This is a genomic window from Paenibacillus cremeus (genome assembly GCF_007786445.1).
In the GTDB taxonomy this organism is placed as follows: Bacteria; Bacillota; Bacilli; order Paenibacillales; family NBRC-103111; genus Paenibacillus_G; species Paenibacillus_G cremeus.
Genome location: NZ_VNJI01000010.1, coordinates 1 through 23363, shown reverse-complemented (window position 1 = coordinate 23363; position 23363 = coordinate 1). Strand labels below are relative to the sequence as shown.

At 53.4% G+C, this 23363-nt stretch carries 21 protein-coding genes and 1 pseudogene; 16 read left to right on the top strand and 6 right to left on the bottom strand.

What is annotated here, in order from left to right; genetic code table 11:
• Positions 1-12: 12 nt before the first annotated feature.
• Positions 13-195, bottom strand: a complete 183-nt coding sequence (locus FPZ49_RS09830) for a hypothetical protein (RefSeq protein ID WP_144846014.1) — start codon at positions 193-195, stop codon at positions 13-15.
• A gap of 188 nt (positions 196-383) precedes the next feature.
• On the bottom strand, positions 384-557 hold the full coding sequence (locus FPZ49_RS09825) for an aspartyl-phosphate phosphatase Spo0E family protein (RefSeq protein WP_144846012.1): 174 nt from the start codon (positions 555-557) through the stop codon (positions 384-386).
• Between the two features lie 170 nt (positions 558-727).
• Between FPZ49_RS09825 and FPZ49_RS35475 the strand changes: the two genes are divergently transcribed.
• Both FPZ49_RS35475 and FPZ49_RS09820 read left to right on the top strand, forming a co-directional pair.
• Entirely contained in the window at positions 728-874 is a 147-nt protein-coding gene (locus tag FPZ49_RS35475) for a hypothetical protein (protein WP_186445709.1), read from the top strand.
• A 216-nt stretch (positions 875-1090) separates the two neighbouring features.
• Entirely contained in the window at positions 1091-1819 is a 729-nt protein-coding gene (locus tag FPZ49_RS09820; RefSeq protein WP_144846010.1) for a phosphonate ABC transporter ATP-binding protein, read from the top strand.
• Positions 1820-1890: 71 nt separating this feature from the next.
• Here the strand turns inward: FPZ49_RS09820 and FPZ49_RS09815 are convergent, their stop codons facing one another.
• The gene (locus FPZ49_RS09815; RefSeq protein ID WP_144846008.1) at positions 1891-2859 is read right to left on the bottom strand and encodes a YpdA family putative bacillithiol disulfide reductase; all 969 of its coding nucleotides are present in this window, start codon (positions 2857-2859) and stop codon (positions 1891-1893) included.
• Between the two features lie 210 nt (positions 2860-3069).
• On the opposite strand from FPZ49_RS09815, the gene fucU reads away from it, so the two are divergent.
• Positions 3070-3507: an L-fucose mutarotase gene (gene fucU, locus FPZ49_RS09810; protein WP_144846006.1), complete on the top strand. Its 438-nt coding sequence runs from the start codon at positions 3070-3072 to the stop codon at positions 3505-3507.
• A gap of 75 nt (positions 3508-3582) precedes the next feature.
• Here the strand turns inward: fucU and FPZ49_RS09805 are convergent, their stop codons facing one another.
• A complete protein-coding gene (locus FPZ49_RS09805; RefSeq protein WP_144846004.1) occupies positions 3583-4689 on the bottom strand; it encodes a citrate synthase/methylcitrate synthase in 1107 nt (368 codons plus the stop codon).
• 185 nt (positions 4690-4874) lie between these two features.
• Between FPZ49_RS09805 and FPZ49_RS09800 the strand changes: the two genes are divergently transcribed.
• From FPZ49_RS09800 to FPZ49_RS09790, 3 genes are all read left to right on the top strand, one after another.
• Positions 4875-5684: a hypothetical protein gene (locus FPZ49_RS09800; protein ID WP_144846002.1), complete on the top strand. Its 810-nt coding sequence runs from the start codon at positions 4875-4877 to the stop codon at positions 5682-5684.
• A 392-nt stretch (positions 5685-6076) separates the two neighbouring features.
• On the top strand, positions 6077-6613 hold the full coding sequence (locus FPZ49_RS09795) for a protease (RefSeq protein ID WP_144846000.1): 537 nt from the start codon (positions 6077-6079) through the stop codon (positions 6611-6613).
• 17 nt (positions 6614-6630) lie between these two features.
• The gene (locus FPZ49_RS09790; RefSeq protein WP_315899168.1) at positions 6631-8154 is read left to right on the top strand and encodes a flotillin family protein; all 1524 of its coding nucleotides are present in this window, start codon (positions 6631-6633) and stop codon (positions 8152-8154) included.
• A 76-nt stretch (positions 8155-8230) separates the two neighbouring features.
• Here FPZ49_RS09790 and udk read toward each other — a convergent pair whose 3' ends face one another.
• Positions 8231-8845 carry a uridine kinase gene (gene udk / locus FPZ49_RS09785; protein WP_144845998.1) on the bottom strand — a complete coding sequence of 205 codons (615 nt, stop codon included), beginning with the start codon at positions 8843-8845 and terminating at the stop codon, positions 8231-8233.
• Positions 8846-9014: 169 nt separating this feature from the next.
• On the opposite strand from udk, the gene FPZ49_RS09780 reads away from it, so the two are divergent.
• The 3 genes from FPZ49_RS09780 (at position 9015) to FPZ49_RS09770 (ending at position 11880) form a co-directional block, all read left to right on the top strand.
• Positions 9015-9830 carry an SDR family oxidoreductase gene (locus FPZ49_RS09780; protein ID WP_144846272.1) on the top strand — a complete coding sequence of 272 codons (816 nt, stop codon included), beginning with the start codon at positions 9015-9017 and terminating at the stop codon, positions 9828-9830.
• 160 nt (positions 9831-9990) lie between these two features.
• The gene (locus FPZ49_RS09775; RefSeq protein ID WP_144845996.1) at positions 9991-10386 is read left to right on the top strand and encodes a hypothetical protein; all 396 of its coding nucleotides are present in this window, start codon (positions 9991-9993) and stop codon (positions 10384-10386) included.
• 216 nt (positions 10387-10602) lie between these two features.
• Entirely contained in the window at positions 10603-11880 is a 1278-nt protein-coding gene (locus tag FPZ49_RS09770; protein WP_144845993.1) for an S-layer homology domain-containing protein, read from the top strand.
• Positions 11881-11950: 70 nt separating this feature from the next.
• On the opposite strand, the gene uraA is transcribed toward FPZ49_RS09770, so the two are convergent.
• Positions 11951-13222, bottom strand: a complete 1272-nt coding sequence (gene uraA / locus FPZ49_RS09765; RefSeq protein WP_144845991.1) for a uracil permease — start codon at positions 13220-13222, stop codon at positions 11951-11953.
• Between the two features lie 193 nt (positions 13223-13415).
• Here uraA and FPZ49_RS09760 point away from each other — a divergent pair, with 193 nt between their 5' ends.
• The 7 genes and pseudogenes from FPZ49_RS09760 to FPZ49_RS09730 all read left to right on the top strand — a co-directional run bounded on the left by FPZ49_RS09760 (position 13416) and on the right by FPZ49_RS09730 (position 23077).
• Positions 13416-14561, top strand: a complete 1146-nt coding sequence (locus tag FPZ49_RS09760) for a DUF2264 domain-containing protein (protein ID WP_144845989.1) — start codon at positions 13416-13418, stop codon at positions 14559-14561.
• A gap of 160 nt (positions 14562-14721) precedes the next feature.
• Positions 14722-16410 carry a glycoside hydrolase family 13 protein gene (locus FPZ49_RS09755; RefSeq protein ID WP_144845987.1) on the top strand — a complete coding sequence of 563 codons (1689 nt, stop codon included), beginning with the start codon at positions 14722-14724 and terminating at the stop codon, positions 16408-16410.
• A gap of 127 nt (positions 16411-16537) precedes the next feature.
• On the top strand, positions 16538-17707 hold the full coding sequence (locus FPZ49_RS09750) for an iron-containing alcohol dehydrogenase (protein ID WP_144845985.1): 1170 nt from the start codon (positions 16538-16540) through the stop codon (positions 17705-17707).
• A gap of 107 nt (positions 17708-17814) precedes the next feature.
• Positions 17815-18585 carry an SDR family NAD(P)-dependent oxidoreductase gene (locus FPZ49_RS09745; protein ID WP_144845983.1) on the top strand — a complete coding sequence of 257 codons (771 nt, stop codon included), beginning with the start codon at positions 17815-17817 and terminating at the stop codon, positions 18583-18585.
• A gap of 22 nt (positions 18586-18607) precedes the next feature.
• Positions 18608-19831, top strand: a pseudogene (locus FPZ49_RS09740) (MFS transporter).
• A gap of 270 nt (positions 19832-20101) precedes the next feature.
• Positions 20102-21691: a PucR family transcriptional regulator gene (locus FPZ49_RS09735; RefSeq protein ID WP_144845981.1), complete on the top strand. Its 1590-nt coding sequence runs from the start codon at positions 20102-20104 to the stop codon at positions 21689-21691.
• Positions 21692-21745: 54 nt separating this feature from the next.
• Entirely contained in the window at positions 21746-23077 is a 1332-nt protein-coding gene (locus tag FPZ49_RS09730) for a 5'-deoxyadenosine deaminase (RefSeq protein WP_144845979.1), read from the top strand.
• Positions 23078-23363: the final 286 nt, after the last annotated feature.

Here is a 23363-nt window from a genome sequence, read left to right as displayed (position 1 = left end):
GTTCAATTATGCTTACTGAAGGTGACGACGGCGGTCGATGATTTGCTCTTCCAGCTGCTTCTTGATCTTATGCATCGCATCGATTTCCAGCTGATGATTATCATTAAATCGGACACCGGTCAGAGCCAGGGCTTCATTAAGGGTCAACTCAACGGAAATTTTCTTTTCCTGTATTTCGCGGGATTGGGAATGCATTGGACATCGCTCCTTTTTCATGATCAAACGAGGTTGGCATCAAGAAATCAAGAAAGCGCATACAGGTCTTGGATTTGGGCTCGTAAAGTGCTAAAACCCTTGATTTTCCTTGGTTTTAATATAACATATCATGTGAAGTTTTTCAAGCTGAGAAATAAAAAAGAGGCGCATTATTTTGTAATGGCCTCTTAATATCTAAGCTTGTCCTTCATACGCATCCGCTGAAGACAAACAACAAGCTGGTCGATTTCTTGGCTTAATTTGACGACCTTTGGATCGACAAAACTCCCGGTTTGTTCTACGAGCAAGTAAAGCTGAAGCTGCATCCGTTCTAAATTCCTCTGCAATTCGACTTCCTTCATTCGTTCTGACCCCATTCGTTAGCTTAAGATTTGTCCATTATAATACGAATCTTTTATAAAAAATGTAAATCGGTGTCGAACCAATTGTTAAATTTATATGACAAATTTTCACAGTACATAACTGAATTTCTGCAGTGGCAAACTAGGCAGGATGGGAGGTGAGCCTCAGCATGGATAAGCAAAAAGCAAATGCGAAAAACAGCTCGTACTTTCGAAACAATAAATTTACTGAAGAAGAAGCCTTCATGTCTGCCGCCAAAGCGGCGAAACGACCTCCGAGCCTAAACGGAGAACCGAAAGAAACGAATCCGCAATAATATCGAAAACCAGCCGAAAGCCGCTGCCGAGGGGTGGCGGCTATTTTCTAATTCTACCTTGGATCAAAAAAGGAAGATATACTACAGAGGGGTTATTTACTCGCAAATGTTAAATGCGGCCGCAATGCTTGTGGTTTTTTGGCGCCTGTCCATGGTATAGTTATAGCAGGCAAGACATGGGACAACGGAGGAAGCAAGCAAAGGAGAATCGGCCGCATGATCATCGTACGTAATTTAAGCAAAACTTATCCGCCAGACACCCGCGTATTACAGCGGATCAGCTTTCAGGCTGACGAAGGTGAGCTGATCGCTTTGCTTGGCGCAAGCGGCAGTGGGAAAACGACTTTTTTCAAGTGCCTGATGCTCAAAGAAAAGTGGGATGAAGGGCAATATATTTATGACGGCAAAGATATTACCTCGATCAACGGATGGGAAAAGCTCATGCTGCGCAAGCAGTGGGCGTTCTTGGAAGAGAAGCCGAGTCTGAATGGGAAGAAGACAGCATTGAAAAATGTGCTAAGTGCGCTCTTGTTCAAAAAATCTTGGTTGCGCTTTCTCACTAATACGGTTTCCGAGGACGATCATCTGGAAGCGATGGACTATTTAGATAAAGTGGGTCTGCTCGAGAAGGCGCACGAGCCTGTCGATAAGCTAAGCGGCGGGGAGAAGCAGCGCGTAGCCATTTGTAAGGCGATGATCAAGGGCGCGAAGGTGATTTATGCGGACGAGCCGGTGTCCGGTTTAGATCCTGAGGCAGCCAGCCGCATTATGGAAGATCTGCAAATGATCGCCCGGAAAAATAAGCTGGTCATCTTCTGCAGTCTGCATCAGGTGGAGCTCGCCGAGAAGTTCGGCTCCCGCATCTGGGGGCTGTCGGAAGGCAGGCTTACTGTGGATATTGCGGGTCGCCGCTTAACGCAGCGCGAGAAGCAATTGATATTTTAATCGTATAAACAGTAAGATCGCCTGTTCCGAAATGGAGCAGTGCGATCTTTTTTTACTTTTATAGCCTGATGTCAACCTGTGATATGCCGGGCAATCAGTGTACCGTGATGGCGGCCGGTTTCGATGAAAATTTCATTCGCATCCGCCGCGGAAGCGGCTACGACTCCAGCGAGGTATAAGCCTGGAACCGAGGTTTCCATTGAATCCGTGTGGAAATTCGGTGTGCCATCGGGCTGCATGGAAGAGCCCAGCTTGGTTAGCAGGCTGCGGTTTGGTCGGAACCCGGTCAGCGCAAGGACAAAATCGTTCGCCAGCTGCGTTTCTTCACCATTGCTGCGCACCGTCACCGTCTGCTCTTCGATGCTCATGACCTGCGAGCTAAACAGCATGCGAACGCGGCCTTTGTTCACCATGCTTTCGAAAATCGGCCGGACCCATGGCTTGATATTCGGAGAATAGGTAGGCCCGCGATATACGACCGTCACCTCGGCGCCGGTGCGCATTAAATCCATCGCTGCATCAATCGCAGAGTTATTGCCTCCGATGATGACCACCTTCGTTCCGCCGTAGGGATGCGCTTCCCGATAGTAGTGGGTAACCTTGGCCAGTGATTCGCCGGGTATGCCAATTAGGTTCGGATGATCAAAGTATCCCGTTGCAAGGACGAGCTTCTGAGTCTCCACGATGCTCCGGGCACCTGAACGATTCTCCACCTGGAGCTGGAAGCCGCCGGTATCAGCTTGTACAATGTCCGTAACGGTGTGATAGGCACGAATGCGCAGCTCGCTTCTTGCCGCTACATTCCGGTAATAGGTCAGCGCCTCTTGCCGATAGGGCTTCTCGTTCGGCGTTGAGAACGGATAACCGCCGATTTCCAGCAGCTCGGGGGTACTGAAGAACTGCATATATGTAGGATACAAATAGATGGAATGGACGACGCATTCTTTTTCAATGATGAGAGGGTCGATCCCGAGCTTCTTGAGCTCAATCGCGGCGGATAGGCCGCAGGGTCCTGCCCCGACGATGACGACTTGTTCCATGGCCTCGCACCTCGCTTCTCGTGTGATCGTGATAGCAGTACTTATCTATAGTAACCGATCTATCGTAAGGATGCCAGCATGTGAGCGATTGGATGGAGGAGCGCTTTTCGGAAGGTAAAATGTGGTTGACAGGTTGCTCGTCGTTCCAATACGATGGTCATGCAGTCGAAAAAAGCGCTTAATATTTTTTAATAAGTGAGGTATGCCGAGATGTTAAAAGGAATTCCTTCGATACTTTCTCCCGAGCTGTTAAAGGTTCTGATGGAAATGGGCCATGGCGATGAGATTGTGCTGGCGGACAGCAACTTTCCGGCGGCGAGCCATGCACAGCGTTTGCTGCGCGCAGACGGCCTCGAAATTCCAGCGCTGCTGGATGCGATTCTAAGTCTATTCCCGCTGGATCAATATGCGGAGCACTCTACAGCGTTAATGGCCGTTGTGCTTGGGGATCCGATCAAGCCGGTCATTTGGGACGAATACCGCCAGATTATTCTCAAGCATGAGCCGGAGGCGCAGGAGCTGGAGCTCGTTGAGCGTTTCGCGTTCTATGAGCGGGCGAAGAAGACCTATGCCATTGTTGCAACCGGAGAAAGTGCGCAGTACGCCAATATTATTTTGAAAAAAGGTGTTATCAAGCCGAGCAAGTAAAGGAAGCAAGCCGCGCCTCACCGGCATGTAGAGTGCTTTTTTCATGCCGGCGTGGCAGCGAAACGTTTTGCATGCTTATTTACTCACTTGCTCAGTGGGCATGGGACCGGTGTAAACCGACTGCGGACGGAAAATCCGATTGATCGCGGCTTGCTCCAGCACATGGGCAGACCAGCCTACAACACGCGCAATGCTGAACGTTGGTGTAAATAAAGCCGAAGGCAGACCGATGGCACGCATGATCGCTGCAGCGAAAAATTCGACGTTCGTATACAGCCGTCTGCCGGGCTTATACTCATCCAACAGCTTTATGGCTGCAGCTTCCACATGAATCGCCAGCTCAAACCACGGGTCCTCGGAGGACAGTCTGGCGGTCACTTGACGCAGCGCTTCCGCCCGAGGGTCTACGGTTTTGTATACCCGATGTCCGAACCCCATCAATCTCCCGCCTTGCTCCAGCGTTGATCTGATCCAATCTTCCGCCTGTTCCTTATTCCCAATGGCATCCAGCATGGCAATGACCTCGGTCGGCGCACCCCCATGGAGCGGGCCTTTCATCGCACCGATCGCCGCCGTAAGGGCAGAGATAAGATCGCTTTGCGTGGAGGAAACGACGCGGCCGGCAAAGGTCGAAGCATTCATTCCATGCTCCATGCCGAGAATCAAGTAGGCGGTCAATGCTTTAACATGCGCAGCTTCGGGAATGACTCCTGTTAGCATGTACAGATAATTCGCGGCATGATCAAGCTGGTTGAGTGGCTCTATGAGCGGAAGGCCGTTTTCCAATCGGTAGCGATAGGCGACGATGATGGGCAGCACAGCGGTTATTTTTAGTGCTTGCTCAACTGAAGGCGGCCAGCTGTATTGCGACTCGGACATGGCCGATACGGCGGTTTGCAGCACGCTCATAAGAGGTGTTTCACGCGGCAGCAGCTTGAGGAGGCTCAATACATGCTCAGGTAGGCAGCGGTCGGCAACCCATTGCCCTTTGAAGGCTTCAAGCTCGGCAGTATTCGGCAGTTGGCCATACCAGAGTAAGTACGCCACTTCCTCGAAGGTGGAGGTGATCGCCAGCTCTTTTGCCCAAAAGCCCCTATAAATCAAATGTCCATTCTCGCCATCCACTAAGCTGATATCCGTTTCGGCTGCTACTACACCTTCTAAACCCGTTACTTTAGCCATTTCGTTTCAACCTCCATCGAAGGATCTGTTTTATTATTATCATATGTCCGGATCTTGATAAAGTAAATTTATAATAATTTATATTCTATAAAGATAAATATTATCGAAAGTTCTATAATCATATCAATTTGCACGACCGCATAGCATAGATTACAAGACTTCCATTTTGGAAATGGGGATGTGCCATGTACGCCGTGATTCGAAACCGTCTGCAGCTGATCGACACCCGTTATTTGCAGCTAGTGGTTGCGAGCTTTTTAATGGGGAATCTGATTGCCGTTGTTTTGTCCGTTTATTGGACGACCCCGAGGCCTCTTCCAATTGTCGAGCATTACAGCTACTCCACTTTCGTCGCTTCCAATGGGGTGAAGCTTAATGCGATGCAGACGTCGCCGGATAATATTGAGCTGAAGCATATTACGACCAATGTGTCGAAAACGTCCGATTACGGGATTAACGGGGGCTTTTTCTGGAACGGAGATTTGCTCAGTGTGGCTGTCATCGGGGATAAGCCGCTAAAAGGTGACGCAGGAGATTATGGCTCCGGCTGGTATAATATTGACTTCCCGAAGGGGACACTGGTGTGGGATGAAGTGACCCGCAGCTTTTCCGTTCAAGTGGTGATTGAGGCTGGGGAGCTGAAGGTGACTGATCGGCAGCACTACTGGGCGCAGGGCGGGGTGAGCATGTCGCTGCGGGATGAGAACAAGTGGGTGAGTCAGGCGATCGACGAGAACATGCCGGCCTTTGATGAGGCGAGGCTGCGCTCGGGGGCGGTGTACGATGATCAGATGAACATTTGGCTGCTCGTCTCGGACAAGCCCTGTACGGTAGAGCAATTCCGCACCGCGGTGAAGGAAGTGATCGCGCCGAAGCGGCTCGTGGACGGCATCTTTCTCGATGGCGACGGCTCCTCGCAGATGCGCAACAGCCAAGTGACGCTGAAGGGTGACTCGCGCGAGGTGTATCAAATGCTGGCTTTGAAGGAGAAGTAGAAGGATGAACAATATTCGGATTCGGCTGATTTCGGAGCAGGATGTGCTATTAGTAGGAATATTCCCGCGTTATCGTTAAGTGTCGATCCACGGAACCCAGCAGTACGCTATATACTAGGCTCGGATTCGTGCAAGTCGGTATGGAAGGCACGTCGATTACGATGAGGTTGAAGCTATAGCGCAGTAACCCAAACCTATTCCTTCCAACTGCTAAAGTATGGAGTTGCACAGTAAATGACCGTCCGGAAATCTTTCCCGACGGTATTTCTTTATGCTCAGAAATTTAGCAATTGTCATCATTTGGAGAAAAACTGGAAAATAATGCAACTTCAGCTTGGTCATTCGCGTATTAACTTTTGAATCGATGCCAAGCGAGGCTGGAGGTGCTCAGGATGTTGGAGCTTTACTGGGGGCTGTTGATCACCGGGGTTTTGTTCGCGCTGGTGACCGTGGTGTTCGGCGACGTGCTCAGCAATGCGATGCATGGCATGTTCGATTTCATGTCCGGCGATACCCATCACTGGCTGCAGCCGATGGTGCTGTTCAGCGGGATTACGGTGCTTGGCGGAACAGGAGCAATGCTCACCAAGTACACCGAGATGATGCCGTCCGCGGTATTGGTATTATCCCTGCTTGTGGCCGTAGGCACGGCGGTCGTGATCTTCTACTTCTATGTGAAGCCGATGCAAGCCAGTGAAAATTCGGTCGCGTTCTCGATGCAGGACTTGGTTGGGCGCATGGGTGAGGTCTCTGTACCGATTCCGGCCCGAGGGTGCGGTGAGGTACTGGTACGAATCGGCGGCAGTGTGACCAACCAGATCGCGCAAAGCTTCGATGGCGTTCCCGTTGAAGCGGGGTGCCGGGTCGTCACGGTGGAAGTGAAGGAAGGGACGCTGCTGGTGACCCGCTGGGAAGAGGAAAGTAAATAGCAAAGGAGCGGTTGGGGATGATGATTAGCGATGCGTTAGTGATTCCAGGTATTGTGGTTGGCGTAATCGTCGTGTTGGGCTTGGCCTTTTGGGCCCGATATAAGACGGTAAGTCCAGATGAGGCGATGATCGTGACCGGATCGTTTCTGGGAGCCCGAAATGTACTTACCGACGACACGGGACGCAAAATAAAAATCGTCCGCGGTGGCGGCTCGTTCATTCTTCCGGTGTTTCAGCAGGCCGAGTTCATCTCCTTGCTGTCGTTGAAGCTGGATGTATCTACCCCGGAGGTATATACCGAGCAAGGGGTGCCAGTTATGGCTGACGGCGTAGCGATTATCAAAATCGGCGGCGCAGTGGAGGATGTGGCTACAGCGGCTGAGCAGTTTATGGGGAAGCCGACCGAAGCTCTAAAAGGTGAGGCGCAGGAAGTGCTTGAAGGCCACCTTCGGGCAATTCTCGGCTCAATGACCGTGGAAGAGGTATACCGAAACCGGGATAAATTTGCTCAGGAAGTGCAAGGTGTCGCGGCGAAGGATTTGAAAAAAATGGGGCTGCAGATCGTGTCCTTCACGATCAAGGACTTGCGCGATAAGCACGGGTACCTGGATGCGCTTGGGAAGCCGCGGATCGCTGCTGTGAAGCGCGATGCGGAAATCGCCGAAGCGCAGGCGGTGCGCGATGCGCGGATTCAGAAGGCGCAGGCGGAGGAGGAAGGCCAGAAAGCCGAGCTTCTACGCGACACAAACATTGCCGAGGCAGCCAAGGAGAAGGAGCTGAAGGTCGCCGCGTTCAAGCGGGATCAGGATACGGCGCGTGCGGAGGCGGATCAGGCGTATCATATCCAAGAAGCGCGGGCGAAGCAGAGCGTGGTGGAGGAGCAGATGCGCGTAGAGCTTGTCCGCAAGGAGCGCGAGATCGATCTCGAGGCGAAAGAAATCTTGCGCCGCGAGAAACAGTATGACGCCGAGGTGAAGAAGAAGGCGGATGCGGACCGGTACTCGGTCGAGCAAGCGGCGCAGGCGGAAAAAGCGAAGCAGATTACACAAGCCGACGCGATGCAGTACCGGATCGAAGCGGAAGCGAAGGCGATGGCGGAGCAGAAGCGGCTAGAAGGGCAGGCGGTCGCGGACGCCGAGCGGGCGAAAGGGACGGCCGAGGCGGAGGTTATCCGGCTGCGCGGCTTGGCGGAAGCGGAGGCGAAGCAGAAGCTTGCCGAGGCGTTCGAGAAGTTCGGCGAAGCCGCGGTGCTCGACATCATCGTGAAGATGCTGCCGGAGCTGGCCGGCAAAATTGCCGAGCCGATCCAAGCGATCGACAAGCTGACGGTGGTCGATACGGGGCTGGGCGAAGGCGCGGCACGCGTCAGCAATTACGTCACGTCGCTCATGGCGACGGCGCCGGAAATGCTGAAGAGCGTCAGCGGCATCGATGTGGAGAAGCTGGTGAAGGGTTTGACGCACCGAACCAGTGCCTCTGCCTCTGGACTTGCCGTAGTCCAATCGGCTGCAGCGGCAGCAAAGGAAACGGAAAGCAACTAAACCAAGTAAAAAAGCAGCCATCCGGCGAGATGCATGCATCCGACCGGGGCTGCTTTTTATTTATGATATGAATCATTTATGCCATTAAATATTTTTCTGTTAGGATGGACAGCAGCTGAATGCCGACTTCGTTGTGCCCGCCCTCGGGGATGATCAGGTCGGCATACTTTTTGGAGGGCTCGATGAATGCTTCGTGCATTGGCTTCACCGTCGATAAATACTGGTCGTAGACCGATTGAATCGACCGTCCCCGCTCGTGAATGTCGCGCAGAACTCGACGAAGAATGCGCACATCCGGGTCCGTATCGACGAATACCTTGATATCCAGAATGTCCCGCAAATGCTCGTCCGATAGCACATGCAGCCCCTCGATAATGACGATTTTATTCGGCTTCAGCTCGATGGATCGTTCCGTGGAACGGGCGTGTACCGCGAACTCGTAGACCGGCGCTTGCACGATTTGCTTTTGCTTCAATTGCTTCAAATTCATGAGCAGCAGCTCGTTGTCGAACGCCAGCGGATGATCGTAATTGATTGTTTCGCGCTCGGTGATCGACAGATGCGAATGATCTTTATAGTAATTGTCTTGAGAAATAAACGTAACCTTGCCCGAACCGAGCCGGTCGATGACGGAGCGCGCCACCGTAGTTTTGCCTGAGCCTGTACCGCCTGCGATGCCGATGATCAACATAACTGTGATAATGCCTCCCACAACGAAAATGTACATTTGTTCAATTTTTGTATTGTAGCATAAACGGGACTTGAACACTAACCTATGGAAGTTTGTCACATATTGTGCCCGGCGGATAGCCAAAATAAGCTTGGTTTCGAAACATTTTCTAAGAGGGGAACGAAGCTTGATGACACTGTTAACCGCACCCAAAAGCCGGATTTTGCTGCCGGAGTTGAAAGATAAAGTGGCCGTGGTCACGGGGGCCGCATCAGGAATTGGTCGAGCGGCGGCGATCGGGCTAGCGCAGCAGGGGATGAAGCTCTGTTTGGTCGATTTGAAGGACGAGCGCAGAGATCAGGTCGAGAAGGAGCTTCATGAGCTGAAGGCGCAGGTGATGACCGCCGATGTCGACGTGGCCGATGCGAATCGGGTGAAGGAAGCGATCGATGCAGCAGCCCGTCAGTGGGGACGGATCGATATGCTGTTTGCCAATGCGGGCATTAATGGCGTATTGTCGCCGATTGAGGATATGAAGCCGGAGGATTGGGATCAGACTCTGGCCATCAATCTGAAGGGCACATTCTTGTGCGTAAAATACGCCATCCCACACATGAAGCAGCAGGGTGGCAGCATCGTCATTACCAGCTCGATCAATGGCAGCCGGGTATTTTCCAATTTCGGCATGTCCGCGTACAGTACGTCGAAGGCGGGGCAGGTCGCTTTTGCCAAAATGGCGGCGCTGGAGCTTGCACAGTACAAAATCCGCGTCAACGTCATTTGTCCGGGCTCGATCCAAACGAACATTGGAGAGAATACGCACCCTACGCCGGAGCTGAGCAAGATTAAAATTCCAGTGACTTATCCCGAAGGCAGCCAGCCATTAGAGCATGCCCCAGGCCAGCCTGAGCAGGTAGCGGATTTGGTTGCTTTCCTTGCTTCAAGTGCGTCCAGCCATATTACGGGTACCGAATTGTTTATCGATGGGGCGGAATCGCTCATTTAACGAATCGATTAATGGCATTAAACATCTTGCTCCCACTCGGGGAAGTGTCTAGGATTAACGTATAGCGCTGCCTAAACGATCTGTGGTATGCTACTACGTACAAGTCTTTTACACGTCATTCCGAAGTTGCGGCCCCTACAGCCCAGAGGAGGAAGATACGATGAACGAAAATTTTATCAAGATTAAAGGGCTCGACGGCGAGCTCAAGATCTCCCATAAGAAGAAGGATTTTGGCTTGACGGTGTCTACCAAGGAAATGGTGTATCAGAAGCCGCATGCGAATTATCACATCAAGCTGGAGGATATCGTCAGCATTACTCCTTATGAAGAGCCGATCGGCGCGCGTAAGATCCGGTTCAACAGCCAGAAAGCCTCCGGTAGCGAGACTGTGAATTTGCACACCGGCATGCAGCATTACCGCATTTATGTCCGGGAGGCGGAGCTGCATAACCGCAGCGGCATTTTCAAGCTGGAGACGGCGCAGTTCATTTTACCGATTATGAAGGACCTGCTGCTGGCGATTTCCAAGTACGGCGGCTTGAACGCTTTTACCTAACGGTATGCATCGTTACACCTACATGCCCTGCATCAGTCCATGCGACTGACAGCAGGGTTTTTGTGTGCCCGGGTGATACTATTACCCTAATTTACCAAGGGCGGGAAAGCGAACGATTTTAGGCACGAAGGGCAATGTTCAAGCCTTACAAAAGCGTTTATGCTTATCCATGGCTGAAAAACGGCACAACATGAGAGCATAAGCGAGGTTGAAGCAATGGGTAGAGTCAGCACACGAGGTGCAGTTTTGGCCCGCAAGGTGGCGGGGACGATCATGGCTTGCCTCTTGGTGTTCGGGAACACAATTCCGACAGGGGCGGCGCAGGCGCAGGAGCAGCAAAAACGGTTTTCGGATGTGAAAGGGCATTGGGCGGAAGCGACGATTTACCGGCTGGTGGATCAAGGGATTCTGGACGGATTTCCAGATGGGACATTCCGACCGAATGACCCGGTGACTGCCGATCAATTTGTGAAAATGCTGTTATTGTCTTATTCAAAAATGTATCCGAACGGCGAGCGTGCCTGGAAGAGCGAATTTACCTCGGCGCTTAGTGCGGCGAACCGCAGTATTTTGCAGCAGGATTACCGCGATTTCAACTTTAAGGCGAGTCTGTCCGGCTACTGGGCGAAGCCATTTATTGATCTGGCCAGCGACCTGCATTTTATAAACAAAAGCCAGTTCGCCGATTTCAAAACGAATCTGAAGCGCGAGCAGGTTTCGGAGATCGTCTATTATACGGTGAAAGAGACGGAATATTTGGAGGACGAGCCGCTGAGCATGAAGAGTGCAGCCAAGCTCGGGGATTTCTTGAGCGCGAAGGCCAGAGAGCAGCGGTTTGTGGCGGAGGCGTTCGGCAAGGGCATCATGGAAGGGTATCCGAACGGGTATTTCGGGATCGGACAAGAGGTGACGCGGGCGGAATCGCTGGCGATCCTCGATCGGATTACCGATAAAAGCAAGCGGGTCGCGACAGCAGTAACGGAGACCCAGCCGGAGCTGCAGGTCATTGTGCCGACGAAGGACGGTCACTATAAGAAGGTGGTGTTCGCGAACGCCAAGATGGCCAGCGCCTACACGGTGCTGAGTGAAGCGGCTAAGCTGAGAGGCACGAACTATGATCTGGTGGAGACAACGGCGAAGCTATACCGGGACGGAGACACGAAGGCGAAGGACCTTAGTCGTACGGTGCCATCTAGCGAAAGCTTGGAGGAAGCGTCGCTGTGGATCGAGCCGGAATACCGCACCTATGGCATTACGCTCCATGTGGGGGATGGGGTGCTGGCCCGGAATCAGGAAGCGGTGGAGAAGTACGCCAACGCCTTGTTCGGGTACGACGCGCTCAAATTCAAGCAGCTGTATACCGGTGTGTATGGCATGGTGGAAGCCGGTTCAGCGGTTGAAAATCAGACGGTGGCCATTGGCAGCTACTCCGTTGAAGTGCACGTGGAAAAAGCGGCGAATAGCGTGTTGTTTTCGATTTTGGAGAAAATGTAAGCTTTTTCGGGTAAAGAAAGAAGACATGCTCGTCAGCGGATGACGGCATGTCTTTTTGCTAATGCTGATGCTATTCGCTCGTAAGCTTCAGCTTCTCGAGGGTTTTGAAGAATAAGCTGAGCACGATCGCAATGACGGTGGCCAGCGCCATCCCTTTCAGGGTGAAGCTACCGATGGAAATCGTCGCTCCGCTGATCCCGATCACGAGCACGATGCTGGTCAAAATCAGGTTGGATGCCTTGGAATAGTCGACCTTTGTTTCAACGAGCATGCGCACGCCGGAGGCCGCGATGACGCCGAACAAGAGCAGCGAGACGCCGCCCATAACCGGTGTCGGGATCGTCGTGATGAGCGCGGCCAGCTTGCCCAAGAAGGAAAGCACGACGGCAATGACGGCGGCACCGCCGATGACCCAGACGGAGTAGACGCGGGAAATCGCCATGACCCCGATGTTTTCACCGTAGGTGGTGTTTGGGGTGGAGCCCAGAAAGCCGGAGATGATGGTCGAGATTCCGTTCCCCAGTAAGGATCGATCGAGACCTGGATCTTTGGACAAGTTACGGCCCACGATATTGCCGGTGACGATCAAGTGGCCGATATGCTCGGCGATGACGACGAGCGCAGCCGGCGCGATGATGGCCATGGCCGACCAGTTCAGCTGCGGCGTATAGAAGGTCGGAAGCGCGAACCATTTGGCCTCCGCTACAGCGGTGAAGTTGACGAGACCCAGGGCAAAGGCCAGCAGGTATCCGCATACGATTCCGATGAGGATCGGAATGATTTTGAGGAAGCCGCGGAAGACGACCGAGCCGACCACAGTAACCAGCAGCGTAACGGAAGAGACGAGAACGGCTTGCGTATCGACCTTCCAATCGGCGGCTGCCGCAGCGGGCTTGATAAAGCCGGCCATCTCAGCGGCGACCGGTACGAGCTCCAGGCCGATGACGGCGACAATCGCGCCCATGGCTGCGGGCGGGAAGACGACGTCGAGCCAGCCCGTTCCTGCCGAGCGGATAATCAGCGAGACGAGGATGAAGATGAGGCCGGAGACGATAAAGCCGCCGAGCGCCGCTTCATAGGGCTGGCCTGAGCCCAGCACCGCAAATACCGGGGACAGAAAAGCAAAGCTGGAGCCCAAGTAGGCAGGGATTTTTCCTTTGCACAGCAGCAAATAAAGCAGAGTACCGATCCCGTTCATGAGCAGGATGGTCGCCGGATCCACCTTGAATAAGACGGGCACTAGCACGGTGGAGCCGAACATCGCGAACAAGTGCTGCAAGCTGAGCGGAATGCTCTGGAGCAGCGGTGGCCGTTCGTCGATTTGAATTTCTCTAGGTTGCATTAAGACCAAACACTCCTTCAATTCGTGTAATGAAAAAATTATGAAAAAAATGCCTCACTTATATTATCAAATTTCTGAAAAAAAACCATCCCTATTTTAATAATATAGTTGTATAATAGATGTTAGTTTAAACGTTTCAACCCATTTTCCACGGAAAAATAGGTTGTATTTATGAGAGGGGACTTCATCCGACGTGAATCAAGGTGTATTGGATCGTAAAAATTGGCTGGACTGGATGTGCGGAATCGGCGAGCCTGTGCTGCACTCGCTCAGTGAGCGCAAGCTTCGCGAAACGATGCCGGTGCAAGGCAAGACGGACGATCGTCCCCACTATACGTACCTGGAAGCATTAGGGCGTTTGCTTTGCGGGATGGCGCCTTGGCTCGAGCTGCAAGGTCTCGAGGGCGAAGAAGAGGAGAAGCGCAGCCGCTTTGCAGAGCTGGCTAGAGCTGCGATTGATTCGGCGACTGATCCAAGCTCTCCAGATTTTATGAATTTCTCTTATGGGCATCAGCCGATTGTGGATGCGGCATTTCTGTCGCATGCGCTCATTCGTGCGCCTCGCGAGCTGCTGGACAAGCTGGATGACCGCGTGAAGCGGAATTTGGCGGCTTGCTTAAAATCGACGCGGACTCGCAAGCCAGGCTATAACAACTGGCTGTTGTTTGCGGCGATGACCGAGACGCTGCTCTGTGTGATGGGCGAAGAAGACTGGGATCCGATGCGCGTCGATTACGCGATTAAGAAGCACACCGAATGGTATTTGGGCGACGGAACTTACGGGGACGGTCCGGAATTTCATTGGGATTACTATAACAGCTTCGTGATTCAGCCGATGATGGTCGACATTCTGCAAACCATCGGCTCTAAGATGCTGGATTGGGAGCAGGAGCTCGAGCCGGCGCTGAAGAGAGCTACCCGTCAGGCGGAAATACAGGAGCGCCTGATCTCGCCGGAAGGCACGTTCCCTGCGATCGGACGCTCACTCGCTTACCGCTTCGGCGCGTTCCAGCTGCTGTCGCAAGTGGCGCTGCAAGAGCGTCTGCCGGACGGCGTTGAGCCTGCGCAGGTGCGCTGCGCGCTTACGGCCGTTATCCGCCGGATGATCGAAGCGCCAGGCACGTTCGATGAGCAGGGCTGGCTGCGCATCGGCTTCTGCGGCGATCAGCCGGAGGTGGGCGAGCGGTATATTTCCACCGGCAGCCTGTACCTTTGTGCGGCAGTATTCCTGCCGCTTGGCCTTTCGCCAGCGCATCCGTTCTGGCAGGGCGAAGCCGACTGGACCGCGAAGAAGGCGTGGTCAGGGCAGTATTTTGCCATTGATAAAGCATTGAAATAACCGAATTGAAGCTCGGAGGTTGGCCTTTGCAGGCCGGATCTCGGGGCTTTTTTATATGCGGTGCAATATTCGCCACCAATTTGGTCAACCGCGTTGGTTGTGACGAAGGCATCAACTGGGTACCATATACCTCATCAACCAAAATGAGGAGATTACCGCAATGAACAAAGTATGGTGGAAAGAGAGCGTCGTGTATCAAATTTATCCGCGCAGCTTTATGGATAGCAGTGGTGACGGCGTCGGCGATTTGAAGGGGATCCTAGGGAAGCTGGATTATTTGAAGGAGCTGGGGATCGATGTGATCTGGATATGCCCGATCTACCAATCGCCCAATGATGACAACGGCTACGATATTAGCGATTACTGCGCGATTATGGAGGAATTCGGCACGATGGCCGAGTTTGACGAGCTGCTCGCTGAGGCGCACCGCCGCGGAATTCGGATCATTATGGACCTGGTCATTAACCACACCTCCGATGAGCATCCTTGGTTCGTGGAGTCACGCAGCTCCAAAACCAATCCGAAACGCGATTATTACATTTGGAGAGCAGGAAAGCCCCACGGGAGAGAGCCGAACAACTGGGAATCCATCTTCGGCGGTTCCGCCTGGCAGTTCGATAAGCAGACCGGCGAATATTACATGCATCTGTTCTCCACGAGGCAGCCGGATTTGAACTGGGAAAATGAAGAGGTACGCGGCGAGCTGTACAAGATGATCAACTGGTGGCTGGATAAAGGGATCGACGGCTTTCGCATCGATGCGATTACGCACATCAAGAAGATTAAGGGGCTGCCGGATCTACCGAATCCGAACAAGAAGCTGTTTGTTCCATCGTGGGATGGACATCGTAACCGGGAGGGAATTCTGGATTATTTGCGCGAGCTGCGCGACACGACGTTCCGCAACTACAACATTATGACGGTCGGAGAGGCTAATGGCGTGGAGCTGGATCAGGCCGAGGATTTCGTCGGGGAGACGAACGGTGTCTTTAATATGATGTTTCAGTTCGAGCACATGTCGGTGGATCACGGCCCCGGCGGCAAGTGGGATTATAACCCCGAGTGGAAGCTGTCCGAGCTGAAGCACATTTTATCCAAATGGCAGGTTGGGCTTGAAGGGCGGGGCTGGAACGCATTGTTCCTTGAAAACCACGATGTGCCGCGTTCCGTCTCTCGGTTTGGAAATGACGGCAAGTATCACGACGCGTCCGCGAAAATGCTCGCCACCTGCTTCATGCTGATGCAAGGGACGCCTTACATTTATCAAGGTCAGGAAATCGGCATGACGAATGTGCAGTTCGAGGAGATCCACCAGTATCGTGATGTCGAGATTATGAATTTATACCGTGAGGCGGACGCGGTGGGTAAGACGTTTCGTGATATTCGCGAAGCGATCTATGCCCAAGGACGTGACAATGCGCGTACCCCGATGCAGTGGTCTGGTGAGCGCTACGCCGGCTTTTCCAGCCATGAGCCATGGATCGAAGTCAATCCGAATTATGAGCAGATTAACGTGGAACGTCAGGAGGCGGATCCTCATTCCATCCTCCATTATTACAAGCGGCTGATTGCGCTCCGTAAGGCGGAGGAGGTCGCGGTGTATGGAAGCTATGAGCTGCTGATGCCGGAGGATGAGCGCATTTATGCCTATGTCCGTAAGCTTGGCGACGAGAGGCTGCTGATCGTATGCAACTTCACGGAGCACGTGACGACGATGCGCTGGCCTGATGCGTTGTCCGCAAAGGGTGCAGAGCTGCTGCTCGGGAACTATGAGGTGGAACCGGCGGCGCTGGAGCTGGAGCCATCCTTCATGCTGCGGCCGTATGAAGCTAGAGTCTATAAACTTTGAACTTGGGTCAGCTTACTTACCTTCAGGTAAGCAGCTGTAGCTTTTTTCAGTGATTTTCATTCCGCTGCCAGATGGGTATAATGTACGTTGTGTCAATAATTGGTCTCAACCATACAGGAGGGTAACGATGAATTCGTTTCGTTTTTATAATCCGACCCAAATTATATTCGGTGAAGGTACGGCGGATACCGTGGGGCAGCAACTAGCCAGTGTGGGCGCGAAAAGCGTATTGCTCATCTACGGCGGGGGCAGCATCAAAAAGAGCGGCCTCTACGACCGCGTCATCAAGCAGCTTCAGGAAATCGGCGCGAAGGTGGTTGAGCTGCCAGGCGTGGAGCCGAATCCGCGGGTTAGCACCGTTCGCAAAGGCATCGAGCTGTGCCGTTCGGAAAATGTCGATTTCATCTTGGCCGTCGGCGGCGGCAGTGTCATCGATGCGGCGAAGGCGGTCGCGGTCGGCGTTCCTTATGAAGGCGACGTGTGGGATTTCTTGATGCGCAAAGCGGAAATTCGCGGCGCATTGCCGCTTGGAGCGGTGCTTACGCTGTCGGCTACCGGCTCCGAGATGAACGGCAGTGCGGTCATTACCGACTGGGAGCATCAGCTGAAAAAAGCGTTCGGAAGCATCTACGCATACCCGAAATTTTCGATTTTGGACCCTACGCTGACCTACACGGTACCGGCGGATCAAACCGTCAACGGCGCGGTGGATATGATGTCCCACGTGTTCGAGCAGTACTTCAGCTTGACTACCGATACTCCACTGCAGGAGCGTTTGTGCGAATCCATACTGCAAACGGTCATCGAGAATGCGGAGCTGGCGCTGAAGGAGCCGACCAACTATGCGGCGCGCGCGAACATTATGCTCTGCGGTACATATGCGCTCAACGGCGGTATGATCAGCGTCGGAATGCAGAATGACTGGGCGACGCACATGATCGAGCATGAAGTCAGCGCGATCTATGATATTGCGCATGCGGCGGGCCTGGCGATTCTATTCCCGAACTGGATGAAATACGTTTATCGCGAGCGGATTGACCGGTTTGTTCAATTCGCTGTTCGAGTGTGGGGCGTAGATCCGAACGGCAAGTCCGACGAAGAGATTGCCTTGGCGGGCATTCAAGCGACACGGGATTATTTCAGCCGCATCGGTGCGCCAGCGCGTTTAGCCGATCTGGGCATTGGCGCAGAGCATCTGGATCAGATGGCGAAGGAAACCGTCCGCTTCCACCCGGTAGGCTCGTTTAAGAAGCTGGCGGAGCAGGATGTACGGGCGATTTTGGAAATGAGCTTGTAATTAGCATTAGCAGCAAAGCAATCCACTGTCGCTGTCTTCCGTCTAAACGGAGGGCAGCGCTTTTGTCTGGGCAAAATAGCAGTTGGGTGACCAAGGAGGAGAACAGCATGTTTTTACCATCATTCGGATTGGAAGGCAAGAAAGCGATGGTCACGGGCGCGGGCCGCGGGATCGGTAAAGCGCTGGCGATCGGACTGGCTGAAGCGGGGGCCGATGTAGCCGTGCTGGCGCGTACGGAAAGTGATCTCGCCGGCACGGTCGCTGAGATTGAAAAAGTAGGCCGCAAGGCGCTGGCGCTGCCTACGGATATCACTTCGCGGGAGCAGCTGCACCGCTCGGCCGAGAAGGCGATCGCATGGGCGGGTAAAGTGGACATCCTGATCAACAATGCCGGGATGAACATTCGCACTCCCGCACTGGACGTGACGGAAGAAGAATGGGAAACCATTATGCAGACGAACCTGAAATCAGCGTTCCTATTGTCGCAAACGCTGGGAGCGCACATGAAGGAAAGCGGCGGCGGATCGATCATTAACATTTCCTCGGTAGGCGGACATATGGCTCTGCGGACTGGAGTCGTATATGGCTCGACCAAAGCTGCTTTGATCCAGATGACCAAAATTTTAGCACTGGAGTGGGGGAAATTCGGCATTCGTGTCAATGCGATCGGGCCATGGTACTTCAAAACGCCGCTAACCGAAAAGCTGCTGGCGGACGAGCAGTTTGTTAGTGAAGTGCTGGCGCGCACCCCGCTGAAACGAATCGGGGAGCTGCCGGATTTGGTAGGGCCGGTGGTGTTTCTGTCCTCGGATGCAGCTAGCTATATCACGGGTCAAACGCTGTTCGTAGACGGCGGCATGACGATTTACGGATTTTAATTTGGGCCGGAGGAGCATTGTCATGAATGATCCGTTAGCGGAACGGACCCCGGCAGCAGGGCGTGGGAATCATGCCATTTTTGTACTGGTTACCCTGCTGTACTGGTCTTCGATGTACGTGTACGTGCCGGTATTGTCCCCGTACTTGGAGCATATCGGCGCTTCTTATAGCATGGTGGGCGTGGTGCTGGGCAGCTACGGCCTGACACAAATTTTGCTGCGTCTGCCGATTGGAATCGCATCGGATCGGATGAAGCGGCGCAAGCCCTACATCGTGCTCGGCGTGCTGACGATTGCGCTCGGGTGCGTCTGCTTCGTCTTCGGCGAGCAGGTCGGCTGGGCGCTGCTGGGGCGCATTATGACCGGCGTCGGGGCATCCACCTGGTCGGCGTATACGGTCATGTACGCGAGCATGTATCGGCCCTGACAGGCTACCCGCGCGATGGGCACGATTAGCCTTATGATCGCGGCAGGGCAGATGATCGGGATGAGCTTGAGCGGCTTTCTCGTAAAGATCGGGGGCTGGAACACGACCTTCTGGACGGGAGGCGCGATGGGATTAGCTGGCGTACTGCTGGCCATTTTTCTAAAAGAGCCGCGGGGGGCGTCGGACCGGCTTCCGATGCAGTTCAGCGACCTGATGCCGGTCATGCGCGATCGGCTGCTCTGGAAAGTATCCTTGCTGTCGATTCTGGCGCACAGCGTGCTGTTTATCACCATGTTCGGCTTCACCCCGTCCTATGCGCTCACGTTGGGAGCGGATGAGCTGGGACTGACGTGGCTTGTACTCGCGTTTATGCTCCCGCATGCGATCAGCTCCTTCATTACAGGTCGGGTGCTTGCGCCGCGGTTTGGTGCGTGGAATTTGGTGTTGATCGGCTTCGTGATGAGCAGCATCTGTTCCGCCTCCATCTCGATGGTCTCGTCGTATCCGCTGCTGGTGGCAACCCAGGCGTTCAATGGGTTTTTCCAGGGGCTGCATTTTCCTCTGCTGCTGGGCCTTTCGATTGAGCACATTCCGCAGCAAAAGCGCGCTACAGCCATGGGATTTTACCAAGCGGTGTATGCGGTGGGGATGTTTGCCGGGCCGTTCTTAGCCGGTGGGCTGAATGAATGGGCCGGGCTGCGCAGCGGGTTTTATTTTGCAGGCATCCTTGGAATGGTAGCGACGGGGTTTACGGTGTATTGGTTTAAACGCCGAAGCACGAGCGGGCTGCAAGCTGCAAGGGATAGAAAGGCTTCATAAGGAATGGAAGATCGTCTTCTCTTGATCGGGGAGCCGGTCTTTTTTTGCGTATAAAAGGGTGTTTGGGTGTGAATTCCATAAGATTACAGTAAAATGAATGTTTAATGTTCGTTAAATGTCATAAAAACTAACATAAAAGTATTGAAGAATCCGAAGATTCGTTTTATAATGTAATAAAACATCACGCAATTATGTACATAACGAAAGATTAGCAGCTATCCCATACGACCATCGATTGAAAGTGCACGCTAGACCAGGGAGGGAGAGGCTATGCATCTGACTGTCGAACAAGCGTTATCGATTTATCCGCTGTCTGAGGGGAAGCTCGTAGCGGGACGTTCCGGTACCGGCCGGATCGTGAAATCCGTCAACGTGATGGATGCCCCCGATATTACGGACTGGATCAAGGATGGGGAAATGCTGTTTACCACCGCCTACTTGATCAAAGACCGCCCGGCGGATGCGATCCATCTGCTGCGTAAGCTGAACGAACGAGGCTCGGCAGGCCTTGGGATCAAGCTGGGCCGCTTCTGGTCCGATGTGCCGGAGCCTATCTTGGAAGAGGCCGATCGACTCTCGTTTCCTCTAATTGAGCTTCCGTTTCAATTCACCTTTTCCGATCAAATGAGCGGGTTGTTTCACGCCGAGCTGCAGCGCAGCACGAAAATGCTCCATTCTGTCCTCGATAAACAAAAGAAGCTCATGCAATTCGCATTGAAGCCGGATCCATTCAGCAGCCTTTTTCATACGATTCTGGGCATTATCGGCTACCCGATCGCAGTGGTCGGGTCCCGAGGGCAGCTCGTCTTCAATTCCACACCGTTCAGTGAGGCGCAGCTCTTGCGCGGCTTTCCCTGGCGGGAGGTTAGTCAGTGGATTTACACCGAGGATGGGAGATATTATCGCATCCCTCTGGGCGAGAAGGAGGAGTGTCTCGGCTATGCCTTGTTTTACCCTCCGGCCGAGCAGGTGCTAAAAGTCGAAGAAGGGCTGTTTCATCAGGCGGCGGAGATCATTTCTTACCATATGGGCTTCATATATAAAGAGTATATGGAGCATTCCGTACAGCATGATCTGGGCACACTGATGGCCCGGTATTTGAAGGGGGGCGGCACGCTCAATGCGCTTCTGGATGGCGCCGAGAAGCTGGGTATCCCCATGCTGGGCGGTCCATATCAATGCGTGCTGGCGACCGTAGCGGAAGGGCTTCACGGGAATGTCGGGCAAAAGCTGCTGCGTGAGCTTCGGGAGGAGCTTCAATACCACCCGGAGATGAAGGATTTGAAGGTGATTCATTTTTACCTTGACGAGGGGGTGCTGTCGCTCTTCCCTGCCGATGCCTTCGCCGGGAACAACAAGCTGCCGGAGCTGCTCGAGCGGTGTGTGAAGGGGGTCATCAGCGGTCGCGGCGGCGAGACGGTGCTGCGGCTTTCGGTCAGCAATAAAAAAAGTAAGCCCGAGGCGCTCCAGGATGCCTACCGCGAGTGCGTAGAGACGGAAAAGCTTGCTATGCGTCTTGCGCTTAGCGATCCAATTGTGCAGTTTGAGTCCGTGGAATTGGCCTATTTGTTCCAGCACATGCCGGAGGAGCGCATGCGGGTATTCTGTAACGAGGTGCTGGAGCCGCTGCTCGGCAAGGATCCGGACTATTCCGGCGAAATGCTGCGTACGCTTGAAACGTTCATCGACAGCGACGGGCAAGTGAATGAAACGGCGAAGCTGTTATACATTCATCGCAATACCGCCGCCTATCGGCTGGAGAAAATCAGTGAGCTGCTCCAGGTCGATTACAAGACGATCAATGATTTGCTGCGGCTGAAGCTGGTCTTCCTGTTTCGGCGAATGCTGAAAGCAACCTAGCTCTAGCAAGGAGACCGGCCAGAGCCGTCAAAGCGGAGGAGGCCGAATACACCCATGACGAAGCTATACATTAAGCAAGCGCACATCGTATCGATGAACGCGGAGGATGATATTTTTACAGGTGATGTGTGGATTCAGGATGATCGGATCGTTTACGTTGCGCCGGATTTACAGTTCATGGAGCCGCAAGCGGATCGGGTAATTTCGGGGAAAGGCCGGGTGTTAATGCCGGGCTTTGTGCAGACGCATATCCATCTCTGTCAAACCCTGTTCCGCGGAAGGGCGGACGATATGGAGCTGCTCGATTGGCTGAAAAAGCGGATCTGGCCTCTGGAAGCGGCGCATGATGAGGAATCCGTCTATTACTCGGCGCTGCTGGGCATTGGAGAGCTGATCCGCAGCGGGACGACGACGATTCTCGACATGGAGACGGTGAATCATACGGCTTCGGCGTTTCGAGCTATGGCGGAGAGCGGCATCCGGGCGGTGTCGGGCAAGGTGATGATGGATCAGGGGGTGGGCGTCCCGAAGGAGCTGTTGGAGCAGACCGAAGCTTCCTTGAACGAAAGCGTCGCGCTGCTGGAGCAATGGCATGGGCATGATGGCGGAAGGATCAGCTATGCGTTTTGTCCCCGGTTTGTGGTGTCTTGTACGGAAGCGCTGCTAACTGAGGTGAGGGATTTATCCGCGCATTATGGGGTAAAGGTGCACACGCACGCTTCTGAAAACCGCGGTGAGATCGAGCTGGTGGAACGAGAACGCGGCATGCGAAATGTCGTGTATTTGGATCATATCGGACTCGCGAAGCCGAATTTGATCTTGGCGCACTGCATCTGGTTGGATGACGAGGAGAAGCGGATTATTCGCGAGCGGGGCGTCAAGGTCACGCATTGCCCCGGCTCGAATCTGAAGCTGGCTTCCGGCATTGCGGAGGTCCCGGACTTGTTAAGCCGTCATATCCAGGTCGGGCTGGGGGCGGACGGCGCGCCGTGCAATAACAATCTCGATATGTTTCAGGAAATGCGCTTAACCGCCTATATGCAAAAGGTGCAGCATGGACCGACGTCGATGAACGCCAAAACGGTGCTGCGCATGGCCACGATGGGCGGTGCCGAGGTGCTGGGCATGGAGGAGGAAATCGGCAGCATCGAGCCAGGGAAAAAGGCGGATGTGATTCTCCTGGATTTGAATGATTTTCACACCTATCCGGCGCATGAAACCGATTTGTATTCCCGCATTGTGTACTCAGCGACGCGGGGAGACGTCGAAACGGTGATCATTAACGGCACCATCGTGATGGAAGATCGGATGCATTTAACGGTGGATAAAGCGCTGGTACTCAAAGAATCGGATCGGGCCATCAGCCGATTGCTGAAGCGAATTTGACGCCTGTGATCGAGGGAGGAATTGCAAGAGAGGGAGGTCTTAGGCCAATGTCATTTAGTTAAGGCATAGTGTCCAAAATCAAGAACAAGAGCAGGTTATCGAAAAGATAGCCCGCTCTTTTTTTGCGCAAAAATGCGAAATAGGTATTGACAAGCAGTTAAATAAATGTGGCGAAGCCCCTTGAAAAACGAGGAGGTTTTGTCATTGGAATTGTACGCGAGCTCTTTAAAAGAAACGCTGACATCCCTTATTCGAGAGATGTCAGTGGCACCCGAACTTTATGTTA

Bases quoted from the DNA above. Each gene is read 5' to 3' on its own strand.
- FPZ49_RS09830 (WP_144846014.1), bottom strand. From the start codon at position 195: ATGCATTCCCAATCCCGCGAAATACAGGAAAAGAAAATTTCCGTTGAG.
- FPZ49_RS09825 (WP_144846012.1), bottom strand. From the start codon at position 557: ATGAAGGAAGTCGAATTGCAGAGGAATTTAGAACGGATGCAGCTTCAG.
- FPZ49_RS35475 (WP_186445709.1), top strand. From the start codon at position 728: ATGGATAAGCAAAAAGCAAATGCGAAAAACAGCTCGTACTTTCGAAAC.
- FPZ49_RS09820 (WP_144846010.1), top strand. From the start codon at position 1,091: ATGATCATCGTACGTAATTTAAGCAAAACTTATCCGCCAGACACCCGC.
- FPZ49_RS09815 (WP_144846008.1), bottom strand. From the start codon at position 2,859: ATGGAACAAGTCGTCATCGTCGGGGCAGGACCCTGCGGCCTATCCGCC.
- fucU (WP_144846006.1), top strand. From the start codon at position 3,070: ATGTTAAAAGGAATTCCTTCGATACTTTCTCCCGAGCTGTTAAAGGTT.
- FPZ49_RS09805 (WP_144846004.1), bottom strand. From the start codon at position 4,689: ATGGCTAAAGTAACGGGTTTAGAAGGTGTAGTAGCAGCCGAAACGGAT.
- FPZ49_RS09800 (WP_144846002.1), top strand. From the start codon at position 4,875: ATGTACGCCGTGATTCGAAACCGTCTGCAGCTGATCGACACCCGTTAT.
- FPZ49_RS09795 (WP_144846000.1), top strand. From the start codon at position 6,077: ATGTTGGAGCTTTACTGGGGGCTGTTGATCACCGGGGTTTTGTTCGCG.
- FPZ49_RS09790 (WP_315899168.1), top strand. From the start codon at position 6,631: ATGATGATTAGCGATGCGTTAGTGATTCCAGGTATTGTGGTTGGCGTA.
- udk (WP_144845998.1), bottom strand. From the start codon at position 8,845: ATGTTGATCATCGGCATCGCAGGCGGTACAGGCTCAGGCAAAACTACG.
- FPZ49_RS09780 (WP_144846272.1), top strand. From the start codon at position 9,015: ATGACACTGTTAACCGCACCCAAAAGCCGGATTTTGCTGCCGGAGTTG.
- FPZ49_RS09775 (WP_144845996.1), top strand. From the start codon at position 9,991: ATGAACGAAAATTTTATCAAGATTAAAGGGCTCGACGGCGAGCTCAAG.
- FPZ49_RS09770 (WP_144845993.1), top strand. From the start codon at position 10,603: ATGGGTAGAGTCAGCACACGAGGTGCAGTTTTGGCCCGCAAGGTGGCG.
- uraA (WP_144845991.1), bottom strand. From the start codon at position 13,222: ATGCAACCTAGAGAAATTCAAATCGACGAACGGCCACCGCTGCTCCAG.
- FPZ49_RS09755 (WP_144845987.1), top strand. From the start codon at position 14,722: ATGAACAAAGTATGGTGGAAAGAGAGCGTCGTGTATCAAATTTATCCG.
- FPZ49_RS09750 (WP_144845985.1), top strand. From the start codon at position 16,538: ATGAATTCGTTTCGTTTTTATAATCCGACCCAAATTATATTCGGTGAA.
- FPZ49_RS09745 (WP_144845983.1), top strand. From the start codon at position 17,815: ATGTTTTTACCATCATTCGGATTGGAAGGCAAGAAAGCGATGGTCACG.
- FPZ49_RS09735 (WP_144845981.1), top strand. From the start codon at position 20,102: ATGCATCTGACTGTCGAACAAGCGTTATCGATTTATCCGCTGTCTGAG.
- FPZ49_RS09730 (WP_144845979.1), top strand. From the start codon at position 21,746: ATGACGAAGCTATACATTAAGCAAGCGCACATCGTATCGATGAACGCG.